This window comes from Acidimicrobiales bacterium (assembly GCA_035316325.1).
In the GTDB taxonomy this organism is placed as follows: domain Bacteria; phylum Actinomycetota; class Acidimicrobiia; order Acidimicrobiales; family VFJN01; genus DASXTK01.
The window spans coordinates 1-13,290 of record DATHJB010000163.1 but is presented as its reverse complement, the minus strand read 5'-3'; the positions used below and the strand labels follow the sequence as shown (position 1 = coordinate 13,290).

General features: G+C 72.2%; 17 protein-coding genes. 8 read left to right on the top strand and 9 right to left on the bottom strand.

What is annotated here, in order from left to right:
* Positions 1–134 precede the first annotated feature (134 nt).
* The gene (locus VK611_21360; protein HMG43895.1) at positions 135–593 is read left to right on the top strand and encodes a hypothetical protein; all 459 of its coding nucleotides are present in this window, start codon (positions 135–137) and stop codon (positions 591–593) included.
* On the opposite strand, the gene ugpC is transcribed toward VK611_21360, so the two are convergent.
* From ugpC to VK611_21340, 4 genes are read right to left on the bottom strand one after another with little or no spacing between them, the layout of a single operon-like run.
* Positions 590–1,750: a sn-glycerol-3-phosphate ABC transporter ATP-binding protein UgpC gene (gene ugpC, locus VK611_21355; protein ID HMG43894.1), complete on the bottom strand. Its 1,161-nt coding sequence runs from the start codon at positions 1,748–1,750 to the stop codon at positions 590–592. The two genes, VK611_21360 and ugpC, sit on opposite strands and share 4 nt — an antisense overlap.
* An 8-nt stretch (positions 1,751–1,758) precedes the next feature.
* Entirely contained in the window at positions 1,759–2,586 is an 828-nt protein-coding gene (locus VK611_21350; protein HMG43893.1) for a carbohydrate ABC transporter permease, read from the bottom strand.
* A gap of 9 nt (positions 2,587–2,595) precedes the next feature.
* Positions 2,596–3,489 carry a sugar ABC transporter permease gene (locus VK611_21345; GenBank protein ID HMG43892.1) on the bottom strand — a complete coding sequence of 298 codons (894 nt, stop codon included), beginning with the start codon at positions 3,487–3,489 and terminating at the stop codon, positions 2,596–2,598.
* Positions 3,489–4,871: an extracellular solute-binding protein gene (locus tag VK611_21340; protein ID HMG43891.1), complete on the bottom strand. Its 1,383-nt coding sequence runs from the start codon at positions 4,869–4,871 to the stop codon at positions 3,489–3,491. The genes VK611_21345 and VK611_21340 overlap by 1 nt, the downstream gene beginning before the upstream one ends.
* Here VK611_21340 and VK611_21335 point away from each other — a divergent pair.
* From VK611_21335 to VK611_21315, 5 genes are read left to right on the top strand one after another with little or no spacing between them, the layout of a single operon-like run.
* Positions 4,870–5,424, top strand: a complete 555-nt coding sequence (locus tag VK611_21335) for a sigma-70 family RNA polymerase sigma factor (protein ID HMG43890.1) — start codon at positions 4,870–4,872, stop codon at positions 5,422–5,424. The two genes, VK611_21340 and VK611_21335, sit on opposite strands and share 2 nt — an antisense overlap.
* A gap of 52 nt (positions 5,425–5,476) precedes the next feature.
* Positions 5,477–6,097, top strand: a complete 621-nt coding sequence (locus tag VK611_21330) for an anti-sigma factor (GenBank protein ID HMG43889.1) — start codon at positions 5,477–5,479, stop codon at positions 6,095–6,097.
* 36 nt (positions 6,098–6,133) lie between these two features.
* Positions 6,134–6,688 (top strand): DUF6529 family protein, encoded by a 555-nt coding sequence (locus VK611_21325; GenBank protein HMG43888.1) that lies wholly within the window; start codon positions 6,134–6,136, stop codon positions 6,686–6,688.
* Between the two features lie 36 nt (positions 6,689–6,724).
* The gene (locus tag VK611_21320; GenBank protein HMG43887.1) at positions 6,725–7,174 is read left to right on the top strand and encodes a cupredoxin domain-containing protein; all 450 of its coding nucleotides are present in this window, start codon (positions 6,725–6,727) and stop codon (positions 7,172–7,174) included.
* Between the two features lie 21 nt (positions 7,175–7,195).
* On the top strand, positions 7,196–8,167 hold the full coding sequence (locus tag VK611_21315) for a hypothetical protein (protein HMG43886.1): 972 nt from the start codon (positions 7,196–7,198) through the stop codon (positions 8,165–8,167).
* Between the two features lie 60 nt (positions 8,168–8,227).
* Here the strand turns inward: VK611_21315 and VK611_21310 are convergent, their stop codons facing one another.
* Both VK611_21310 and VK611_21305 read right to left on the bottom strand, forming a co-directional pair.
* Positions 8,228–8,446 (bottom strand): DUF397 domain-containing protein, encoded by a 219-nt coding sequence (locus VK611_21310; GenBank protein ID HMG43885.1) that lies wholly within the window; start codon positions 8,444–8,446, stop codon positions 8,228–8,230.
* A gap of 20 nt (positions 8,447–8,466) precedes the next feature.
* Entirely contained in the window at positions 8,467–9,360 is an 894-nt protein-coding gene (locus VK611_21305) for a DUF5753 domain-containing protein (protein HMG43884.1), read from the bottom strand.
* A 130-nt stretch (positions 9,361–9,490) separates the two neighbouring features.
* Here VK611_21305 and VK611_21300 point away from each other — a divergent pair, with 130 nt between their 5' ends.
* On the top strand, positions 9,491–9,706 hold the full coding sequence (locus VK611_21300; GenBank protein ID HMG43883.1) for a hypothetical protein: 216 nt from the start codon (positions 9,491–9,493) through the stop codon (positions 9,704–9,706).
* Here VK611_21300 and VK611_21295 read toward each other — a convergent pair.
* Positions 9,703–9,852, bottom strand: coding sequence for a hypothetical protein (locus VK611_21295; protein HMG43882.1), 150 nt, complete (start codon positions 9,850–9,852; stop codon positions 9,703–9,705). The two genes, VK611_21300 and VK611_21295, sit on opposite strands and share 4 nt — an antisense overlap.
* Before the next feature lie 255 nt (positions 9,853–10,107).
* Positions 10,108–12,249: an acyl-CoA dehydrogenase gene (locus VK611_21290; protein HMG43881.1), complete on the bottom strand. Its 2,142-nt coding sequence runs from the start codon at positions 12,247–12,249 to the stop codon at positions 10,108–10,110.
* 35 nt (positions 12,250–12,284) lie between these two features.
* Here VK611_21290 and yaaA point away from each other — a divergent pair, with 35 nt between their 5' ends.
* Complete coding sequence (gene yaaA, locus VK611_21285; protein ID HMG43880.1) at positions 12,285–13,064, top strand: peroxide stress protein YaaA; 780 nt, start codon at positions 12,285–12,287, stop codon at positions 13,062–13,064.
* Here yaaA and VK611_21280 read toward each other — a convergent pair.
* Positions 13,061–13,290 (bottom strand): hypothetical protein (locus tag VK611_21280; protein HMG43879.1); only part of this gene is annotated, 230 nt, incomplete at its 5' end. The two genes, yaaA and VK611_21280, sit on opposite strands and share 4 nt — an antisense overlap.

Genomic DNA, 13,290 nt, shown 5'->3' with positions numbered 1-13,290 from the left:
GCTACGCCGACACCGGCTACGTTCCGGGATGATCTACACGGTCAAGGCGTTCAACACGGCGACGGCCTCGTCGAACAAGATCCACGACGACGAGGTGGCCCAGCGGTTCGGGTTCCGCGGCGGCCTGGTGCCGGGTGTCGACGTGTACGCCTACCTGTGCCTTCTGCCGGCCGAACGGTGGGGCGCCCGCTGGCTGGCCGGCGGCACGATCACGGCCCGCTTCCGGGGCGGACCTCGGCAGCATCGCCGCCACCTTCCGGGCCGACAGGGCGCACGAGTACCTCGACGACGTCGGCGAGGCGCTGCCCCTGTTCCGCGACGAGGGTCTGGCGCATCCCGGCTGGCTGCTGCGCTTCGCCAACTCGCTGCTGGTCGCCAACGTGGTGCTGGGCCCGTGGATCCACACGGAGAGCCGCGTGCAGCTCCTCGGCCTGGTGGGCGACGGCGACCGGGTGGAGACCCGGGCCCGGGTCGCCGACCTCCACGAGCGGCGGGGTCACCAGCTGGTCGACCTCGACGTCCTCCAGCTCGTCGGCGACCGCCCGGTCGCCCGGACCGCCCACACCGCCATCTACCGCCTCCGCGACGCCTAGGAGAGGGTGAGGTTGTCGCCGGTGTGGGGGTCGAAGAGGTGGAGCTCCCGGGGGTCGAGCCACAGGTCGGCCTCCTGGCCCGGGCGGATGTGGCTCTCCGTGGAGACGTTGACCACGATCTGGGTGCGGAGCTGCTCGCTGTCGAGCTCCTCGGCCAGCTCCGCCAGCGGACCCCGGATCTCGGGCGGCACGTCGAACGGGATGTAGGCGTACTGCTCGCTGCCCAGCCACTCGACCACGTCGACGGTGGCGCGGAACGGCACCCCCAGTTCCTGGTGCTCCTCGGGGACCATCTCGAGGGCCTCGAAGCTCTCGGGCCGCAGGCCGGCGAGCAGCACGTCGTGGCCCTCGGCGGCCGCGGCCAGGGCCGGGGTCAGCGGCACGTCGGCGATCGGGAGCGACAGGCGCCCGTCGCTCACCTGGGCCGGCAGGAAGTTCATCGCCGGCGACCCGATGAAGCCGGCGACGAACAGGTTGACGGGGTCGTCGTAGAGCTCCCGCGGCGACGCCACCTGCTGCAGCACGCCCTTGCGCAGGACCGCCACCCGGTCGCCCAGGGTCATGGCCTCCACCTGGTCGTGGGTCACGTAGACGGTGGTCACGCCCAGGCGGTCCTGCAGGCGGGCGATCTCGGTGCGCACCTGGCCCCGCAGCTTGGCGTCGAGGTTCGACAGCGGCTCGTCGAACAGGAACGCGTCGGCCTCCCGCACCAGCGCCCGCCCCATCGCCACCCGCTGGCGCTGGCCACCCGACAGCTGGGCCGGCTTGCGCTGCAGGTAGTCGGTGAGGTCGAGGGTCTCGGCGGCGTCCTCCACCCGCCGGGTGATCTCGGCCGGCGGGGTCTTCCTCAGCCGCAGGGGGAAGGCGATGTTCTCGAACACCGTGAGGTGCGGGTACAGCGCGTAGTTCTGGAACACCATCGCCAGGTTGCGGTCGCGGGGCGGCTTGCCGGTCACGTTGTCGCCGCCGATGAACACGTCGCCCGACGTGACGTCCTCCAGCCCGACGATCATCCGGAGCAGCGTCGACTTCCCGCTGCCCGACGGCCCCACGAGGATCACGAACTCGCCGTCGTCGATGTCGAGGCTCACGTCGCGGACGACCGGGTCGTTGGTGCCGTAGGCCTTGGAGACCTTGTCGAGGCGGATCGCGGACATGGGCTACCTCATCCCTTCACGGCACCGGACGTCAGGCCCGCCACGATCTTGCGCTGGAAGATCAGCACCAGGACGATCACGGGGATCGTGACCACCACCGCGGCGGCGGAGATGGCGGCGGTGGGCTGCTGGAAGAACGAGGCGCCCGTGAAGAACGCCAGCGCCGCCGGCACCGGACGGGCGGCGTCGGTGGCGGTGAGCGAGATGCCGAACACGAAGTCGTTCCAGGCGAAGAAGAACGTGAGGATCGCGGCGGTGAAGACGCCGGGCGCCGCCAGCGGCACGATCACCTTGCGGAACGCCTGCCACGGCGTCGCCCCGTCGACCTGGGCGGCCTGCTCCAGCTCCCAGGGGATCTGGCGGAAGAAGGCCGACAGCGTCCAGATGGCGAGCGGCAGCGTGAACGACATGTAGGGGATGATCAGCCCCAGCCAGGTGTCGTAGAGGCCGATCGAGCGCCACATGTCGAACAGCGGCCCGACCAGCGCCACCGTGGGGAACATGGCGATCGCCAGGGCGGTGGTCAGCACGAACTTGCGGCCCTTGAACTCGAGCCGGGCGATCGCGTAGGCGGCCACCGTCGCCAGGGTCACCGACAGGACCGTGGAGATCAGCGAGATGCCGATCGAGTTCCGCAGCGCGGAGGTGAACAGGTCGGTGTCGAACACCTGCCGGTAGTTGTCCCAGGTCCATTGCTTGGGGAGGAACGACTTGTTGTCGATGTCGTCGCCCTTCTTGAACGACAGCGACACGATCCAGGCCACCGGCACCAGCGTGTAGGTGACGATCAGGAGGCCCGCCACGGCCCAGCCGACGGTTCTGCGGCGGGAGCTCATGCGCTCATCTCACTCACCCCGCACCCGGGACAGGTCGGTGCCGAACACCTTCACGAACACGAAGGCGATCAGCACGACCGTGGCGAACAGCAGCATCGACACCGCAGAGCCGAGGCCCAGCTCGGTGCGCACGATCACCTGGCGGTAGGCCAGGAACGACACCGACTCGGTCTTCTCGGCGCCGCCCGTCATGATGAAGATCGAGTCGAAGATGCGGTAGGCGTCGAGCGTGCGGAACAGCAGCGCCACCATGATCGCCGGCTTCATGTTGGGCAGGGTCACCCGCCACAGGCGCTGCCACCAGGTCGCCCCGTCCACCCGGGCCGCCTCCTGCAGCTCCTCCGGCACCTGCGCCAGGCCGGCGAGCAGCAGCAGCGACATGAACGGCGTCGTCTTCCAGATCTCCGACAGGATGATCACGAACAGCGCCGACCAGCGGTCGCCGAACCAGGCCTTGTCCTCCAGCCCGAGCCACGAGTTGACGAAGCCGGAGCTGAGCGAGAACGCGTAGAGCCAGGCGAACGCGGCGACCACGGTGACGATCCCGTAGGGGATCAGGATCGCGGTGCGGACCGTGCGCCGGCCGAGGACGACGCGGTGCATCACGCTGGCCAGCGCGAAGCCGAGCACCAGCTCCACCACCACCGTGACCACGGTGACGATCACCGTGGTGCCGACGTCGGTCCACCACAGGCTGTCGGTGAGCACCACCTTGTAGTTGTCGAGGCCGACGAACTCGGTGCCGCCCGGGTCGGTGATCCGGTTGCGGAACAGCGACAGCCAGATGGCCCGGCCCACCGGGTAGGCGGTGACGGCCAGCATCACCAGGAACGCCGGCGCCACCAGGTACCAGCCGAGCCGCTGCTCGTCGCGGGCGCGGATCGTGTCCGACCGGACGGCCATCAGACCAGCGCCTCGTCGTTGAGCACGTCGGTGATGAGCTGCGCCGCCCGGCGCGGCGTGGTCGAGGCGCGCACGTTGCGGGGCGGCGAGAACGTGCGCTGCAGGGCGGCGCTGACGTCGGGGTAGAACGGCGTCTGCGGCCGGATGCCGGCGGACGCGATCGAGTCGCGGATCAGTGGCGCCATCGGGAACTTCGCCTGGACGTCGGCGTCGTCGTAGACGTCGCCCCGGGCCGCGGGGTTGCCCTCGGCCAGCATGTAGGCGGTCTGGCTGTCGTCCGAGGTGAGGCAGCGCACGGCGTCGACCGCCAGGTCCTTGTGACTTCCGAAGGCGCCGACGCCCAGGTGGATGCCGCCGAGGGGAGGGGCGCTGTCGGTGCCGGCGACCGACTGCGGGTAGCGGGCCCAGGCGATGTCGTCGAACACGGCCTGGTCGAGGGAGCCGTCGGCCACCGCGCCCTGGGCGGCGCCGTACACGTAGGGCCAGTTGACCATGAAGCCGCCGTCGTCGGCCTGGAACCCGGAGCGCACGGTCTCCTCGGTGGCGGTGTCGATCTGCGGGTCGGCCACCGAGGACCGGCCCAGCTGACCGATGATCCCTGCGGCCGTCCGGCCGGCGTCGGAGTCGATCTCGGGCGTGGCGTCGCGACCGGCCTCGACGTCGGACAGGATCTCACCGCCGGCCCCCGCCACCAGGGCGTTGATCCACACCACGTAGCCCTCGTACTGGGCGGCCGACACCTCGACGGTGGTGCCGGTCTGCTCACCGGCGGCGATGACCTGGTCCCAGGTGACGGGACCGCTGTCGGGGTCGAGGCCCGCCTTCTCGGCCACCGACTTCCGGTACCAGAGCAGCTGGGTGTTGGCCCAGAACGGAGCCGCCATCAGCTTGTCGTCCCAGGTGGCCGACTTGGCAGGTGCGGGGAGCACGCCGTCGGTGAGCTCCGTCGCCGTGTCCTCGTCGAAGGGCTCGAGGAAGCCGGCGTGGGCGAACTCGGCGAGGAACGCCACGTCGAGGCTCATCAGGTCGATCGACGAGTCGTTGGCGGCGAGCCGCCGGACCAGCTGCTCCCGCTGGCCGTCGGCGTCGTTCGGCAGGGGCGCGGTGGTGATGCGGTACTTGCCGTCGGCGGCCTTGGTGCAGGTCTCGGCCAGCGCCGCCTGCCCGCCGTTGTCGGGATTGATGTACCAGGTCAGCGTGGTGATGCCGTCGGCGTCGCCCGAGCAGCCCAGGGTGGCCGCTCCCAGCAGGAGGGTGACGGCGCCGGCGGTGCGACGCAGCGTGGTGGCTCGATCTCTCCTCGTGGCCGAGGACGCTGCCCCGGCACCCCGGTCCTCAAACTGCCGATACTGTCCAGGGGCGGACGAGGCAGGGCGGAGCATGGGTCGGAGGCAACGGGGAGCGTCGGTCGAGGAGCGGTTCACCGCGGGCGACGACTCCGCCCTGGGCGAGGTCTTCGACGCCTACGCCGGGCCGATGCTGGGCGTCGCCACCACGCTGCTCGGTGACCGGCGCCTGGCCGAGGAGGCGGTGCAGCAGGCGTTCGTGCAGGCCTGGCGGGCCGCCGCCACGTTCGACCCGGAGCGGCCCTTGGGGCCGTGGCTGCGGTCGATCGTCCGGCGCACCGCGGTCGACGTGTGGCGCCGCGAGCGCCGCCACCAGGCCCGCAACATCGACGACGTGGCCCCGCTCGACCTGCCCGTGGTGGAGCCGCCGTCGATCGGCGACATCGCCGACGTGTGGGCGCTGCGCGCCGCCATCGACGCCCTGCCGCCGGCCAGTCGGGACGTCGTCCGCCTGGCCCACCAGGAGCAGCTGACCCAACCCGAGATCGCCGAGCGCCTCGGGGTGCCGCTCGGCACCGTCAAGTCCCGTACCCACACCGCCTACCGCCAGCTCGCGGCGGCGCTCGCACCCAGCATGGATACGTTCTGAGGATCGTCATGTCCACCGAACCGACCCACCGACCAGGACCGTACCTACCGTCGTGAGCGGCACCGACCCCGTCGACCCGACGCTCGCCCGGCTGCTGGACGACCCCGCCGTCTGGGCGGAGGTCTCCCCGGGCCTGCGCGAGCGGACGCTGGCGGAGGCGCTCGGGGCCGACACGGCCGGCGCCCCGGTGTCGGAGCTGCCGCGCCATCGCGCGCCGGCGCCCCGACGGCGGCCGGTGTGGCAGCGTCCGGGGCTGCTGGCGGCCGCGGCGGTGGTCGTGGTGGGCCTGGCGGTGGGCGGCAGCCTGGTGCTGACGGGCGACTCGTCGCCGTCGGGCGTCGAGGTGGCGCTGGCGGGGACCGAGGAGGCGCCGTCGGCCTCGGCGACCGTGACCCTGCGCGACGAGCCGTCCGGGTTCTCGGTGGTGCTGGCGACCGACGGGCTGCCCCCGGCGCCGGAGGGCACCTTCTACGAGGCGTGGCTGGTGGCCGAGGGCAAGGGCAAGGTGTCGGCCGGGACGTTCCACCAGCGGGGCGACGAGGACGAGGTCCAGCTGTGGCTGGGCGTCGACCCGGCGGGCTACGACGCCATCACCGTGACCCGCCAACCGGTCGACGGCGGCACCCTCGCCGAGGGCGTCGTGGTGCTGCGGGGCGAGCTGCCCCAGACCTGAACGAACCGCGGGCGGCCGGCTTCCGTACCTGCGGGCATGACGACGCGAACCGTCCCCAACACCAACGCGCTCCTGGCCGCCGCGGCCGCGGGCGCCGCCGTGGCCCTGGCGCTCGGCACCTACGGCCGGGTGCACGAGCCGACCGGTGGCAGCATCACCACCTTCGGGTTCCCGACGGTGCTGTCGATGAAGGCCTGGCTCGCCACCGGCGCCTTCGTGCTGGCGATCGGCCAGCTGACCAGCGCCCTGGCCATGTGGGGCCACCTGCCCGGTGTGCACACGCGGCCGCCGTGGCTCCCGTTCGTCCACCGCTGGTCGGGGACGGCGGCGTTCGTCGTGACCCTGCCGGTGGCCTACCACTGCCTCTGGTCGCTCGGCTTCCAGGACACCGACTCCCGGGTGCTGGCGCACTCCCTGTTCGGCTGCGCGTTCTACGGCGCCTTCACCACGAAGATGCTGGCCCTGCGCAGCGACCGCCTGCCCCGGATGGCGCTGCCGGTGCTCGGCGGGCTGCTGGTCACCTGCCTCACCGTGCTGTGGCTCACGTCGTCGCTGTGGTTCTTCCAGAACGTCGGATTTCCCGGTGTCTGATCGAACCGTTCCCCGGCACCTTCCGTATCGACGGCCATGAGCAACTCGACCATCACCGGAGCACTCGTCGTCTGCGTCGCTGCCGCAGGCGTCGCCGCCGGAGCGCTCTTCCTGGAGCCCGGCGACGACACCCCGGCCGCGGCGCCGGCACCGGCTGCCAACGTCAACACGAACACCGACACGGGCGGCGGCTACGGCGCCGACTCGGGCTCGTCGGACGAGGGCGCCACCGCCACCGCGGCCCCGGCGTCGCTCGAGATCAGCGGCTTCCAGTTCGAGTCGGTGGAGGTCGCCGCCGGCGGTCAGGTCACCGTCGACAACCGCGACGGCGCTCCCCACACCGCCACCGCCGACGGCGGCGACTTCGACTCGGGCCAGGTGTCCGGGGGTACCGCGGGCGCCTTCGTCGCCCCGGCCCAGCCCGGCTCCTACGACTTCCACTGCGAGATCCACCCGGACATGAGCGGCACCCTCACGGTCCGCTGACGTGATCAACAGGAGACCACCATGCGCACTCGAACCTTCGCCGCTCTCGTCGCGGCCACAGCCCTCACCCTCGCCGCCTGCGGCGACAAGAAGGACGACACCCAGGCCTCAGCGCCTTCACCACCAGCCGATCAGGCGGCGTCGGCCTCGGCCGGCGATTCGGTGGCCGTGCGTTCGGCCACCACCGCCCTCGGCGAGGTCCTCGTCGGCCAGGACGGGATGACCCTCTACGGCTTCACCAACGACGTCGACGGCGTCAGCACCTGCACCGGCACCTGTGCCGATGCGTGGCCGCCGGTGCTGGTGGGCGGCGACTGGACCGTCGGCCCCGGCCTCGACAGCGGCGTGTTCTCCACCGTGCGCCGTGACGACGACAGCGAGCAGCTCGTCGCCGGCAAGTGGCCGCTGTACTACTACTCGGGCGACACGGCCCCCGGCGACGTGAACGGCCAGGGCTCGGGCGACGTGTGGTTCGTCGTGGGCCTCGACGCCAAGCTGATCCGTGACCCGGCCCCGGCCGGCAGCGGGTCCGATCCCGAGGCGGCGGCCGCGGCGACCAGCGTCGAGGTGGCCGACAGCCCGCTGGGCGAGATCCTGGTCGACGGCGACGGCAACACCCTGTACGGCTTCACCGACGACGCCGACGGCGTTCCCACCTGCGCCGGCGACTGCGCCGGCACCTGGCCCGCCCACCTGATCGAGGGCGACCCGGTGGTCGGTGAGGGCCTCGACCCGGCGGTGTTCACGCTGGTCGACGGCGTCGACGGCGGGACGCAGCTCGAGGCGGGCAAGTGGCCGCTCTACCGGTTCTCCGGCGACTCGGGCCCCGGCGACGTGAACGGCCAGGGCTCCGGCGAGGTCTGGTTCGTGGTCGCCGCCGACGGCACGCTGATCAAGGAGGCCCCGGTCCCCGCTGCCGACTCGGCCCCCGCGGACTCCGACCCTGCGGACACGGACTCCGAGGACCCTGCGGACGAGGACTACGACTACTAGCCCACGGCGGGTGACGATCGGGGGTGCCCTGCGGGGGCACCCCCGCCGTCGCGTCCGGGGTCAGCCGAGGAGGTCGTCGAACTCCCCGTCGTTGCAGCCTTTGAGGAAGGCCTCGAACTCGTTGCGGTCGAACTGCAGGATCGGCCCCTGGCCCTTGTCCTTGCTGTCCCTGAGCAGCACACCGCCCCCCACCGACGGAGCGAACTCGAAGCAACCGCCTTGGCCGTTGCTCGCGCTGGCCTTGCGCCACGGACCGACTGGCATCTTCGTCTTGAACACGCTCTCCTCACCTTTTGCTCCTATGAGCGGAGTCGCGCCCCACGGAGCACCCGTACCGTATCCGACGCCGACTCCGCCACGTCGTGTGCCATTGCCTGGAACATGCGACTGTACGTGGCGATCTGGGCGAAATCCTCGATGTAGATGGAGTCAAGGAGGCCCGGCTCGAGGTTCACGAGCCCGTCGTCGCCCTCGATCCCGAGATCGAGCATGGTGAAGGCGCCCGACATGGCGGGGTACAGCCCGGCGGAGAACGTCACCACCTGGACCGTCACGTTCGGGTGCGTGTCGATCACGTCGAGGATGTGCTCGATCTGTCGAGGCATCACGCCGGGCCCGGCGTCACGGTGGAGCACCGATTCGTCGAAGATGACGTGGTAGCTGAGGGCCTCGGGTTCGTCGAGCACGGTACGCCGCTGTGCCTTGACCGTGACGAACCGGCGAAGCTCCTCCGGAGAGCGGGTGGAGAGACCGATCTCGAGCATCGCCTCGGTGTACTCGTCGGTTTGCAGCAGGCCCGGGACGACCGTGCCGCTGTAGCCGCGGATGCGGCGAGCGCCCCACTCGAAGGAGGCCCAGCGCTTGGCGCCCGGGGGGAGCTCGGCGTCGGAGTAGCGGTCCCACCAGCCCCGGGTACGGGCGCCCTCGGCCAGGCGTCGCCACTCCGCCCCCTCCTCCTGCGACACCGGCATCGACGCGAACACGACGTCGAGGTCGCGGGCGAGCAGCGAACGCTCACCGTTCTCGATCAGGTCGAGCTTGCGGAGGCTGAACCCCAGGGCGTCGGCGGCGGCCTTGCGGGTGGCGAAGCCGGCGGCGTGGCGGGCCGCGAGGAAGCGGCGGCGCAGGTTGCGGGCGTCGACGATCGGGCTGGTGCGTCGAGGGGCACCGCCGCTGTCCTTCTGGTCGATCACCCTCGTCTAGCACAGCAGCGCGATTACCCCGAACGTTCCCTTGCTCGGTGTGGTGGCGATGCTACTCTGCGGTCTGTCAGATGTGCGATCCACTGTGCGTCACGCACAGTTGGAGGAGGGAGGGTCGACGATGGCCGATGACCGTCGCCACCAGGCGCAATGGCGTCGCCACGCCGACCACCTGCGCTCCCGCGACCGGGCCGCCCATGGCGCGCTGAAGGTCCTCGGCATCTTCCCCGGGCCTGTCGAAGGCGCCCGCGCGCGTCTCCGACAGGCCCAGGCGGACGTCGGCCCCCGAACCAACGGCTCGAACGGCTCCGCGAAAAGGGCCACCGTTTCCCGCTAGTGGTGGCCGCCTCCCCGCGGCAGGCGGTACGCCTTCGGCAGCTCGAAGCCGTGGGCGGCCATGATCGTGCGGAGCTGGTCGGGCACGTCGGTGATGATCCCGTCGACCCCGATGGCGATGAAGGGCACGTAGCCGGGGTCGGTCACCTTGCCGCCCTGCGGGTCGCCGTGGGCAGGCCCGCCTGGAGGCGTTGGCGAACGCCGGCAGGGTGTTCTCGACCACGAGGCCGAGGCCGCCGCGGTGGGCCTGGAGGTCGAACGTGCGGGGGTGCCGGTGGGCGGCCGACGTCGAGGATGCCGAGGCGGGGGCGAGTCCGCCACCGAACACGGCGGCCGCGAGGAGCGCGACGACAGCCGTCCGGGTAGCCCTGTTGCCGGGTCGCGACGCGTCCGTGAACTTCGTCAGCCGATGAGCGGGTCGCGGGGGAGGCCGAGGATGCGTTCGGCGATCTGGTTGCGTTTGATCTCGGAGGTGCCGCCGGCGATGGACATGGCGCGGTGCATGAGGGTGAGCATCCCGGCCATGGCGCCGGGGCCGTCCATGAACACCGAGTCGGTCCCGGTGAGCTCGGCCAGCATCGCCGCGGCTTCGTGGCCGTTCTCGGAGAGCACGAGCTTGGTGACGTTGCCTTCGGGCCCGGGCCCGCCGCCGGCGACTGCCCGGTGGGCGCTGCGTAGGTTGAGGGCGGCCATGGCCTGGTGGGTGGCGATGTAGCGGCCGATGCGGCCGGCGCCGCCGGAGAGCCGTTCGGGGTGGGCGTCGTGGGGGGCGATGAAGGCGTCGCCGGGCATGGCCATGCCGCCTTGGCCGCCGCCGATGGAGACGCTCTCGTTGCCGAGCGTGGCCCGGGCGACGGTCCAGCCGCCGTCGACGGGGCCGACCACGTCGTCGTCGGGGACGAACACGTCGTTGAAGAACACCTCGTTGAACTCGGAGCCGCCGGTGGGCATCTTGAGGGGCCGGACCTCGACGCCCTCCGCGTGCATGTCGATCACCATGGTGGTGATGCCGTTGTGCTTGGGGGCGTCGGGGTTGGTGCGGACGGTGGCGAAGCCCTGGCCGGCGATGTGGGCGCCGCTGGTCCACACCTTCTGGCCGTTGACCAGCCAGCCGCCCTCGACCCGGGTGCCCTTGGACTTGATGCCGGCGGCGTCGGAGCCGGCGTCGGGCTCGCTGAAGAGCTGGCACCAGATCACGTCCTGGTTGAGCGCCGGCTTCACCCAGCGGGCCACCTGGTCTTCGGTGGCGTACTGGACGAGCGTGAGGATCACCCAGCCGGTGATCCCGTAGGCCGGCCGCTGGACCTTGGCGGCCTCGAACTCCTGCTCGATGACGAGCTGCTCGACGGCGCTGGCGTCGCGGCCCCACGGTCGGGGCCAGTGCGGCATGACGTAGCCGGACTCGATGAGCTCGCTGCGTTGGGTGTCGGCGGGGAGCGCGCTGATGGTCTCGGCGAAGGCCTTCACGGTGTCGCGGATGGCCTCGGCCTCGGGCGGCAGGTCGACGCTACGGGTGCGGCGGACGCCGACCCGGGTGAGGTCGGTCACCTCGGTGGCGGCGGCGTGGGGGTCGAGCAGGGCCGCCAGGACGCTGGCGCGGCGCAGGTAGAGGTGGGCGTCGTGCTCCCACGTGAAGCCGATGCCGCCGTGCACCTGGATGTTGAGGTTGGCGCACAGGTCCGCGGCGCGGGCGGCGAGCGTCGCGGCCATGGCGGCGCTGTAGGCGAGTTGGTCGGCCCCGGTGGTGGCGGCGCGGGCGGCGTCCCACACCGCGGCGGTGGCGAGCTCGGTGGCGACGAGCATGTTGGCGCAGTGGTGCTTGACCGCCTGGTAGGTGGCGATCGGGCGGCCGAACTGCTCGCGCACCTTGGCGTACTCGCTGCCCATGTCGGTGCAGGCCCGGGCGACGCCGACAGCCTCGGCGCCGAGGATCGTGCGGGCCAGGTCGACGAGCGTCCGGCGGGCGCCAGGGATCATCACCACGGCGGTGCCCTCGGCGTCGAGGTCGAACCGGACCCTGGCGCTGCGACGGGTGGGATCCAAGTTGCGCGGCGACTCGACCGTCACCCCCTCCGCGTGGGTGTCGACCACGGCCACGTCGTCGCCGACCGCCACCAGCACCACGTCGGCCAGGCCGCCGCCCAGCACCACCGCGGTGGCGCCGTCGGCCTCGAGGGCCACCCCGCCCGTCGTCGTCCCCGCCGCCAGGCCCGGCAGCAGGCGCTGCTGCAGCTCGTCGTCGCCCGCCGCCGCGATCACCGCGCTCACGACCACACTCGGGACGAACGGGCCGGGCGCGAGGGCGCGTCCCAGCTCCTCGACCACGACCACCAGCTCCGCCAGCCCGTAGCCCGAGCCGCCGTGGTTCTCCGGCAGGTGCAGGCCCGACCAGCCGAGCGCACACAGGTCGTCCCAGAAGTCGGGCCTCGACTCCTCCGACGCCTCCAACAGCGCCCGCGCCGCGCCACGAGCCCCCCGCCGAGACAGGAAATCGGCCGCCGTGTCCGCCAGGGCCCGATGGTCATCCGTGATCGCCAGCGACATGCTGGCACGCTATGTCAAGATTTCCGTCAGTGCTGATGCTGCTGCCGCCGAGCGAGGGGAAGACGGCGGCTCGGCGGGGGCGGGCGCTGGACGTCGGGGCGCTCTCGTTCCCAGGGCTGGCGGGGGCGCGGGAGCAGGTGGTGGAGGCGCTCGTGGCGCTGTGCGCGGGCGATCCGGAGAAGGCCGCGGCGACGCTGGGTGTGCCGCCGTCCCGACCCGACCTCGTCGAGCTGAACGCCCGGCTGCGGGCGGCGCCGACCGCCCGGGCCGACAAGGTCTACTCCGGGGTGCTCTACGACGCCCTCGACGTGCCGACGCTCTCGGCGGGCGCCAAGCGGCGGGCCGGTTCTCGGCTGGTCGTCACGTCGAGCCTTTTCGGCCTGGTCGGGCCGGCGGACCGCATCCCCGCCTACCGCCTCTCCGGCGACGCCGCGCTGCCCGGGCTCGGCAGCGTCGCCGGCCACTGGCGGGAGCACCTGGGGTCGGCGGTGACCGGGGCGCTGGGCGACGGGCGGCTCCTGGTCGACCTCCGCTCCGGCACCTACGTCGCCTTCTGGCGGCCGCCGGCCTCGCTCGCCCGGCGGGTGGCGACCGTGCGGGTGCTCCACGAGGTCGACGGTCGGCGGCAGGTGGTGAGCCACTTCAACAAGGCCACCAAGGGCCGGATCGTGCGGTCGCTGCTGGAGAGCGGCGCCAACCCCCGCACCCCGGCCCGGTTGGCGGCTGATCTGCGGGACCTCGGGTGGACCGTCGAGCTGGGCGACCCGACGGCCAAGGGCACGCAGCTCGACGTGGTCGTCGCCGCTCTGGGCTAGCGCTGGCGCCGGTCGGCGATCACCTCGCCTCCGGCGATGGTGACGACGACGGGGTCGAGGGGTGCATCGCCGGCGAGGGCGCGGTGGAGGTCCTCGAGGGGGCGGTCGAGGACGCAGAGGTCGGCCGGTGCCCCCGGGTCGACGCGGCGGGGTCGCGCCGGCGCGTCGGCTGCGCCGAGGAAGAGGTCGAGCGCGGCCGGGGGAGCGACCCGTTCGTCGGGGCCCA

Bases quoted from the DNA above. Each gene is read 5' to 3' on its own strand.
- ugpC (HMG43894.1), bottom strand. From the start codon at position 1,750: ATGTCCGCGATCCGCCTCGACAAGGTCTCCAAGGCCTACGGCACCAAC.
- VK611_21350 (HMG43893.1), bottom strand. From the start codon at position 2,586: ATGAGCTCCCGCCGCAGAACCGTCGGCTGGGCCGTGGCGGGCCTCCTG.
- VK611_21345 (HMG43892.1), bottom strand. From the start codon at position 3,489: ATGGCCGTCCGGTCGGACACGATCCGCGCCCGCGACGAGCAGCGGCTC.
- VK611_21335 (HMG43890.1), top strand. From the start codon at position 4,870: ATGGGTCGGAGGCAACGGGGAGCGTCGGTCGAGGAGCGGTTCACCGCG.
- VK611_21340 (HMG43891.1), bottom strand. From the start codon at position 4,871: ATGCTCCGCCCTGCCTCGTCCGCCCCTGGACAGTATCGGCAGTTTGAG.
- VK611_21325 (HMG43888.1), top strand. From the start codon at position 6,134: ATGACGACGCGAACCGTCCCCAACACCAACGCGCTCCTGGCCGCCGCG.
- VK611_21320 (HMG43887.1), top strand. From the start codon at position 6,725: ATGAGCAACTCGACCATCACCGGAGCACTCGTCGTCTGCGTCGCTGCC.
- VK611_21315 (HMG43886.1), top strand. From the start codon at position 7,196: ATGCGCACTCGAACCTTCGCCGCTCTCGTCGCGGCCACAGCCCTCACC.
- VK611_21300 (HMG43883.1), top strand. From the start codon at position 9,491: ATGGCCGATGACCGTCGCCACCAGGCGCAATGGCGTCGCCACGCCGAC.
- VK611_21290 (HMG43881.1), bottom strand. From the start codon at position 12,249: ATGTCGCTGGCGATCACGGATGACCATCGGGCCCTGGCGGACACGGCG.
- yaaA (HMG43880.1), top strand. From the start codon at position 12,285: ATGCTGCTGCCGCCGAGCGAGGGGAAGACGGCGGCTCGGCGGGGGCGG.